Source organism: Cobetia sp. BL01 (genome assembly GCF_056493605.1).
Genome location: NZ_JBVBEE010000008.1, coordinates 139,723 through 146,185, shown reverse-complemented (window position 1 = coordinate 146,185; position 6,463 = coordinate 139,723). Strand labels below are relative to the sequence as shown.

At 60.5% G+C, this 6,463-nt stretch carries 6 protein-coding genes; 3 read left to right on the top strand and 3 right to left on the bottom strand.

The window, feature by feature from the left end:
- Positions 1-353 precede the first annotated feature (353 nt).
- Positions 354-815: an HIT family protein gene (locus ACZYGA_RS14130; RefSeq protein WP_479399443.1), complete on the bottom strand. Its 462-nt coding sequence runs from the start codon at positions 813-815 to the stop codon at positions 354-356.
- 315 nt (positions 816-1,130) lie between these two features.
- Here ACZYGA_RS14130 and ACZYGA_RS14125 point away from each other — a divergent pair, with 315 nt between their 5' ends.
- A complete protein-coding gene (locus ACZYGA_RS14125) occupies positions 1,131-1,769 on the top strand; it encodes a LysE family translocator (RefSeq protein WP_191236754.1) in 639 nt (212 codons plus the stop codon).
- 110 nt (positions 1,770-1,879) lie between these two features.
- Here ACZYGA_RS14125 and ACZYGA_RS14120 read toward each other — a convergent pair whose 3' ends face one another.
- Positions 1,880-2,875: a TRAP transporter substrate-binding protein gene (locus ACZYGA_RS14120; RefSeq protein ID WP_170877354.1), complete on the bottom strand. Its 996-nt coding sequence runs from the start codon at positions 2,873-2,875 to the stop codon at positions 1,880-1,882.
- 163 nt (positions 2,876-3,038) lie between these two features.
- Positions 3,039-4,034 (bottom strand): TRAP transporter substrate-binding protein DctP, encoded by a 996-nt coding sequence (gene dctP, locus ACZYGA_RS14115; RefSeq protein WP_176493029.1) that lies wholly within the window; start codon positions 4,032-4,034, stop codon positions 3,039-3,041.
- A 289-nt stretch (positions 4,035-4,323) separates the two neighbouring features.
- Between dctP and ACZYGA_RS14110 the strand changes: the two genes are divergently transcribed.
- Positions 4,324-4,917 carry a Yip1 family protein gene (locus ACZYGA_RS14110; RefSeq protein WP_077372653.1) on the top strand — a complete coding sequence of 198 codons (594 nt, stop codon included), beginning with the start codon at positions 4,324-4,326 and terminating at the stop codon, positions 4,915-4,917.
- Positions 4,918-5,101: 184 nt separating this feature from the next.
- Positions 5,102-6,058, top strand: coding sequence for a sugar-binding transcriptional regulator (locus ACZYGA_RS14105; protein ID WP_077372656.1), 957 nt, complete (start codon positions 5,102-5,104; stop codon positions 6,056-6,058).
- The last annotated feature ends 405 nt before the right edge of the window (positions 6,059-6,463 follow it).

The window sequence follows — 6,463 nt, the reverse complement described above, 5'->3', positions numbered from 1 at the left end:
GTATAGGTTTCTTGGAGCCACTCTCTGTACCACTGTTTATATCGTTGACCAACTTTAAGTTGAGGGTTTTCAAATTTACCTGCGATGTCTGGAATAGTTAAGGCAGTCGAGAGAGCCCCATACCAATCATGACATACTATAGCTCTTTCGATCGACTGAAAAAATCGTTCCATGAGATTGTCTTCCTTATATATGGTTTAAGCACAGTTTTTTCATTTTGCATATAGTTTGATGTCTAGTAGTGGCTTAAATGTTTCTACGCTATCTGGATTAGTCAAAATGTTGTCGAAGTTAACTTTAACGCAATCTTCTTTTTAGTGTATGTTGGTCATATCGATGCCTAGGAAAAATATTTATGAGTTTCTCTTATAACGTATCTCTTCCGCCAGTGCCGCTAGTTGCGCATCATCCTCACGCGGGCCATCCGCGCTGACGACATAGCCGTCGTATTCGGTCATGTAGTACTTCATCTTCGAGTGTCTGGCCTGCCATTCGCCTGGCTGGGTGCCATGTAATGGGATGAGTTTGGCGTGCAGGTGGTTGACGCCATAACCTTCGAAGATGATGGCGGTACGTGCTGTCCCGAAGTAGGCATCGAGCTTGCGCGCCACGCCACGCGTGAAACGCATCAGGCCGAGAATCACCTCGTCATCCTGTTCATACACGCAGCTGCCCAGATGGCGTTTGGGAATGACGACCGTGTTGCCCAGGGTAGAGGGGAAGATAGAGAGGAAGGCCAGGAAGTGCTCATCTTCGGCCACAATATGGCTTTGACTCTGGCCGGTAACGATCTGACAAAATACGCAGTCACTCATGATCCTTCCCTGGTAGTTAAGTGTCGCCAGATTCGTCCTGATTCTGGGTCACAGTGATCAGAGCTCTTGTGAACAGAGCCCTTGTAAAGAGAGCTTGGGAGTCTCCTTGTATGAGTGAAGTTTGATGGAGTCTGGTTGTCAATGCTTGGCAGTTCCCGCAGAAGGGGTTACAGCAGCAGCCTGCTCGATGAAGTGCCGCGTGACTGTCTTGCCGAGCCGATCGAAGCGAAAAGTGTTGCTGACGCGGCGGCGAGCCGCGATATTGGCAGGTCACCTTTCAGCAGTTCGTCATTCGTTGAACGACAAGGAAATCCAGTGGAACTCACCGTCTGGTTGGCATATGTCAGCGTCATCACCGCCCTGATCACCTTTCCCGGACCGTTTGCGTTGCTGTGCATGGATCATGGCCTGCGCCACGGTCGACGCCGCTCGTTCGCGACGGTGGCGGGCGGAGCGGCGGCGTCACTGGTGTTGATGGCCTTGTCGTCGCTGGGCCTCGGCGCGGCCTTGGCGGCGTCGGAGACGGGGTTTCTAGTGCTGAAGATCGTCGGGGCGCTCTATCTCATCTATCTGGGCATTCAGGCCTGGCGGGCGCCATCCCAGCCGGTGGTGTTCGACGCCGTGGGGGATGAGGGCCAGACCCGCGCCAGAGCCACGCGTTGGCAACTGTGCCGCAAGGGCTTCGGTATCGGGATCAGCAACCCGAAGGACCTGCTGTTCTTCGGCGCGCTGTTCCCCAACTTCATCGACATGGCCCAGCCGCAGCTGCCCCAGTTCGTGGTGCTGGCGCTGACCTGGCTGGTGGTGGACCTGCTGACGATGAGCACCTACGCCCATGCGGGTTCCAGCATCAGTCGCTGGTTTGATAGCCACCGGCGCGTGCGGCTGTTCAATCGCACCACGGGCAGTCTGTTCGTCGTGGCCGGCGCGGGGCTGGCGGCGTCGCATCGGTGAGCCGAGCCTTGGCTGCCATTGCACAAGACATGAAGCGCACGAAGACGACAACGGCACCCGAGGGTGCCGTTGTCGTGTCTGGAGCCTGTCGATCATCAGTGCTTTAAGGCTCAGCGTTCAGGGCGTGATTCCAGATACTCTTCGAGCAGGTTGCCGTCCTGGCGTGACACCTTCTGCTTCCAGCTATCGAAGACATGCTGGCTGGCGGCTTCCAGGTCACGGTGGAGTGCCGGCGGTGCAGGGGTGATCAGGCGTGCGCCATTGGCTTGCAAGGTGGTATAGGCCTCGGCGAGCACGGCTTCAGCAGATGCCCAGGCGTTTTCTTCCGTTGCCTTCGCGGCAGCGAGCAGTGCCGTCTGCTGGCGCTTGTCGAGACGATCGAAGCTGTCACGATTCATGTGAACGATATTGAGCGGCATGGCGTAGTTGAGCGTCGTGAAATTGGGCATGTACCGGTAGAGCTCGGCGCTGACACCCCCCATGGCGGAGGTGAGGGCGCCGTGGATGCTGCCAGCTTCGAGCAGGGGCTTGAGTTCCCCCCAGCTCATGACTCGCGGGTCGGCCCCCAGATTGAGCAGGATGCGCTGTGTGTTGCGGTCATAGGTGCGAATCGGCATGTCCTTGAGGTCATCACCATCGGCGATGGGCCGAGTGCTCCACAGGCCGCTTGGGGGCCATGGCAGCGCGAACAGCAGTATCTGGTGGTGGTCCTCGAGCAGCTCGCGATAGCGGGGCTTGGCGAGCTGATAGAGACGGTTCGCTTCCTTGAGGTTGTAGGCGATGGCCGGCAACGACGAGATGCCGAAGAAGGGAATCTCCTCGGCGAGGGCACCGCTCAGCGTCGCGGCAATGTCGATGACGCCGGCGGAAGTGGCCTGCAGGTGACTGGCCGAGCGAATGTCCGAGCGCAGCGTCAGGGCAAGATCACCATCGGACTGCCTGGTGACTTCCTGGCTGAATTCTGCCGCGCGTTGGCCCATCAGGGTATCGGGCTCGTAGTCGCTGCTCATGCTGAGCGTCGTCTGGGCCTGGGCAAGGGGGGTCGTCAACAGCGCGGTGAGCGCCATGAGCGAACGGAATCGGCGCAGAGGAGAGGATGGCGTCATGGAGGGGGCCTTTCTCGTTGTTGTCATTCCGGGTGTCCGGCATCGGGACACTTGAGGGCGCTCCCTCGGCCCTCGGCTCGGGGCTGATCCGCCAGACCGAATGGCTCGCGCTTCATGCCCGGGTGTCGCGAGACACCTGGGCGGACTGGAGAGCGTGGCGGCGCTAGAGCGTGGAGCGCACGTCAAGATAGTGATCCAGCAATTCGTTTTCCTTCGGGCCTACCTTGCTGCGCCAGCTTTCGATCACGCTGATGCTGGCGCGGGAAAGTGACTGCTTGAGATCAGGCGTGAGGGGATTGCGGACAGTCACGCCCGCGTGTTCAAGCTGGGCGTGCGTCTCTTCCAGGATGCCGGCGATGGCGTCCCAGCTGGTATCTTCAATCTCTGCCGCGGCGGTGAGCAGCGCCTCGCGCTGGGGGGCGTCGAGGGCCTCGAACCTCGCCTGGCTCATGTGCACGATATTGAGCGGCATGGCGTATTGCAGGGCGGTGTAGTGATCCAGCGTGCGATTGAGCTCGGCTGTCAGACCGCCCAATGCCGAGGTCATCACGGCCTCGATGCGGCCTTCGGCCAGTTGCTGTTGCATCGGCTCCCAGCTCAGCACGCTGGCGATGGCGCCGAGGTTCAGCAGCACGCGCTGGGTATTGCGGTCATAGGCACGCACGGTCAGCCCCTGGAGGTCCTGGCGCTCGGCGATCGGCTTGCGCGACCAGAGTCCGCTGGGAGGCCAGGGCAGGGCGTAGAGCAGAATCTGATCATGGCGCGCCAGCAGTGCCTCGTAACTCGGGCGAGCCAGGCGATAGAGCTCTCGGGCCTGGCGCGGATTGTCGACCAGCGCGGGCAGTGAGCTGATGCTGAACAGCGGCATGCTGGTGGCGAGGGCGCCGCTGTGGGAGTCCGCCAGTTGAATGATATCGGCGTTGATGGCTTCAAGATGATTCACTGACCGCAGGCGAGTCAGCGGGCCTTCACCAAAATGGATCACCAGTTCTCCCTCGCTGAGCGAGGCCACCTTCTCGACGAATGCCTGGGCACGCTGCCCCATCATGGTCTGGGGGCCATACTCCCGGCTCATGGTCAGCTCGACCGAGTCAGCCCGGGCGTCCGCGCCCATTGGCGCCAGACCCAGGGCAAGGATCACTCCGAGCACTCTCTTCATGCTTGAGCGCTGTCCAGTTGGCATGTGTCGTCATCCATCCGTTGTGTCTGAGACATCCAGTATCTCTCATTCGCGCCTCCCTTGCCGTTGGTGTTTCGGTCAACGCAAGCCGCCGCTCTCCTTCCCCCTGCACCAACGCAGGGTTCAGGGCGGCGCAACGGGCGTTGAACTGCCAGTTGACGCAATGTGGTCTACGCTCAGAACAAGGCCGTGCAACTGCCCTGACACGAATTCCGCGCCGGGACCGCATGACCGGATTGTCGACGACTGTCAACGGGAGGTAGACCACATGCTGACCCACGTATGGGGCTTGATGGCACATCCGCAACGGGAATGGCAGACCATCCGCAAGGAACACGAATCCATCACCCACCTCTACGCACATCATGTGCTGCTCATGGCGCTGGTGCCTGTCATCTGCGCTTACATCGGTACCACCCAGGTCGGCTGGAGCCTGACGGAAGGCCACGCCATCCTGCTGGAACCCCTCGATGCCTTCTATGCCGGTATCGCCTTCTACATCGCCATCCTGACGGCGATCGCCTTCATGGGCACCGTCATACACCTGCTGTCGCAGCGCTTCTCGGGTCATCCCAGTCGTCGTCGCTGCATCATCTTCGCAGGCTATGTGGCCACGCCGATGTTCCTGGCAGGCCTGGTGGCGTTGTATCCCATCATCTGGCTGTGCATTCTCGCCGGTACCATCGGCCTGTGTTACAGCGCCTATCTGCTGTATCTGGGCATCCCGCCACTGCTGGACATCTCCAACAAGGAAGGCTTTCTGGTCACCGGCTCCACGCTCGGGATCGGGGTGCTGGTGCTGGAAGGACTGCTGGCGGTGACCGTGCTGCTGTGGGGGTACGGCGCACGCTGGTTCATGTAGCCCGTGAGGCAACGACCCCGATGTCAGTGACGTGATGCCATCTGCTCGAGAAAACACCCCTTCGACGCCTCGCCTTCACCGGCGGGGCGTCGCCGTTTCGTGACCGTGTTGGTCCGTGACTCTTGTGCTCGGCGGCAGCGGCGTGGAAAGTGTTGGACTCAATAGACAGTGTGGAAGAAAGCGCATGGACAAGTTTGAGCTGAGACTGGAGCAGGCTGCGCGTGCCGCATGGTTGTCCTATGTGGGAGGGCGAACCCAGGATGAGATTGCCACCCAGCTTGGGGTCTCTCGCCCGGGAATACAGCGCCTGCTGTCGCTGGCGCGTCAGGAACGCCTGGTCAAGATCTCCATCGATCACCCCGTGGCCAGCAGCATGGCGCTGTCGGATGCGCTGGTGGAGCGATTCGGTCTGAGCTTCTGCGATGTGGTGCCCTCGGACACCCAGTCGCCGGAAAGCATTGCGGAGTATCTCGCGGTGGCCGGTGCCGAGCGCCTGTCGTTCTATCTCGGTCGACAGCAGCCACAGACCATCTCGTTGAGTACCGGACGCGCGGTGCGTGCGGCGGTGGAAGCCCTGAGCCGCAGTGAGCGGCCCCAGCACCGTATCGTGTCGCTGGTTGGCAATGTCGCTCTGAATGGCTCCTCGAACCGCTATGACGGCGTGATGCTGCTGGCGGACAAGATCGGCGCGGACCGCTTTCTGCTGCCTGCACCGGTGGTGGCGGCCAGTGTCGAGGAGAAGGAGTCACTGCTCAGTCAGAGTCTGGTCAAGGCGGTGTTCAGCGTCGCCTGCGAGGCCGATGTGGGCATGATCGGCATCGGGCGACTCGATGCCCAGGCGACCTTGTTCCAGGATCAGTTCATCAGCGCCGCCGAGCGCGATGAGTTGATGGAAGTCGGTGCCGTGGGCGAGTTGATGGGCTGGCCGCTGGACATGAATGGACAGCTGATCGATTGCCCGCTGGCGCAGCGCATCACCAGCGTGCCGCTGACCTCGCTCAAGGCACAGCCGCTGATCGGGCTGGCGGGCGGGCACGACAAGGTGCCGGCCATTCTGAGTGCATTGCGCGGTGGCTGGCTGCAGGGGCTGATCATCGATGAGGTGGCCGCCCAGCGGGTCTGCGCGGCACTCAAGGACTGAGCAGGAGACGGCTGTCTTCGAATGGCTTCAGTGTGATGGGGCATTCTGGTGGCCTTCTGCTGACGGCTTGCGCTCGACGACAGGCTCCCGATGACAGGCTCTCGTGAATAGACGCCATACAAGGCGCCGAGCGAGTCATCGGGAGCAGGGCGGGGACAGTGTCTGGCGTTGTCTTGCTGTCGCGATGCCTGGGATATGCACACAACATCGCGCCGCCATGTCTGTTCTTTTCCTCCCTCTTATTTCTCACCTTCTTTTCTCTTTCTTTCTCTCCTTCCTTCGTCGGGCCCACGGCTTTTGCTGCGAAACCTGCCATCTCTTGTCAGACATTCCGGCAGGATTGTTCGACTCAATGGCGGCGGATTTCCGCCTCGATCAAGGGCTGCGTTGTTTCGTTTAACGCTA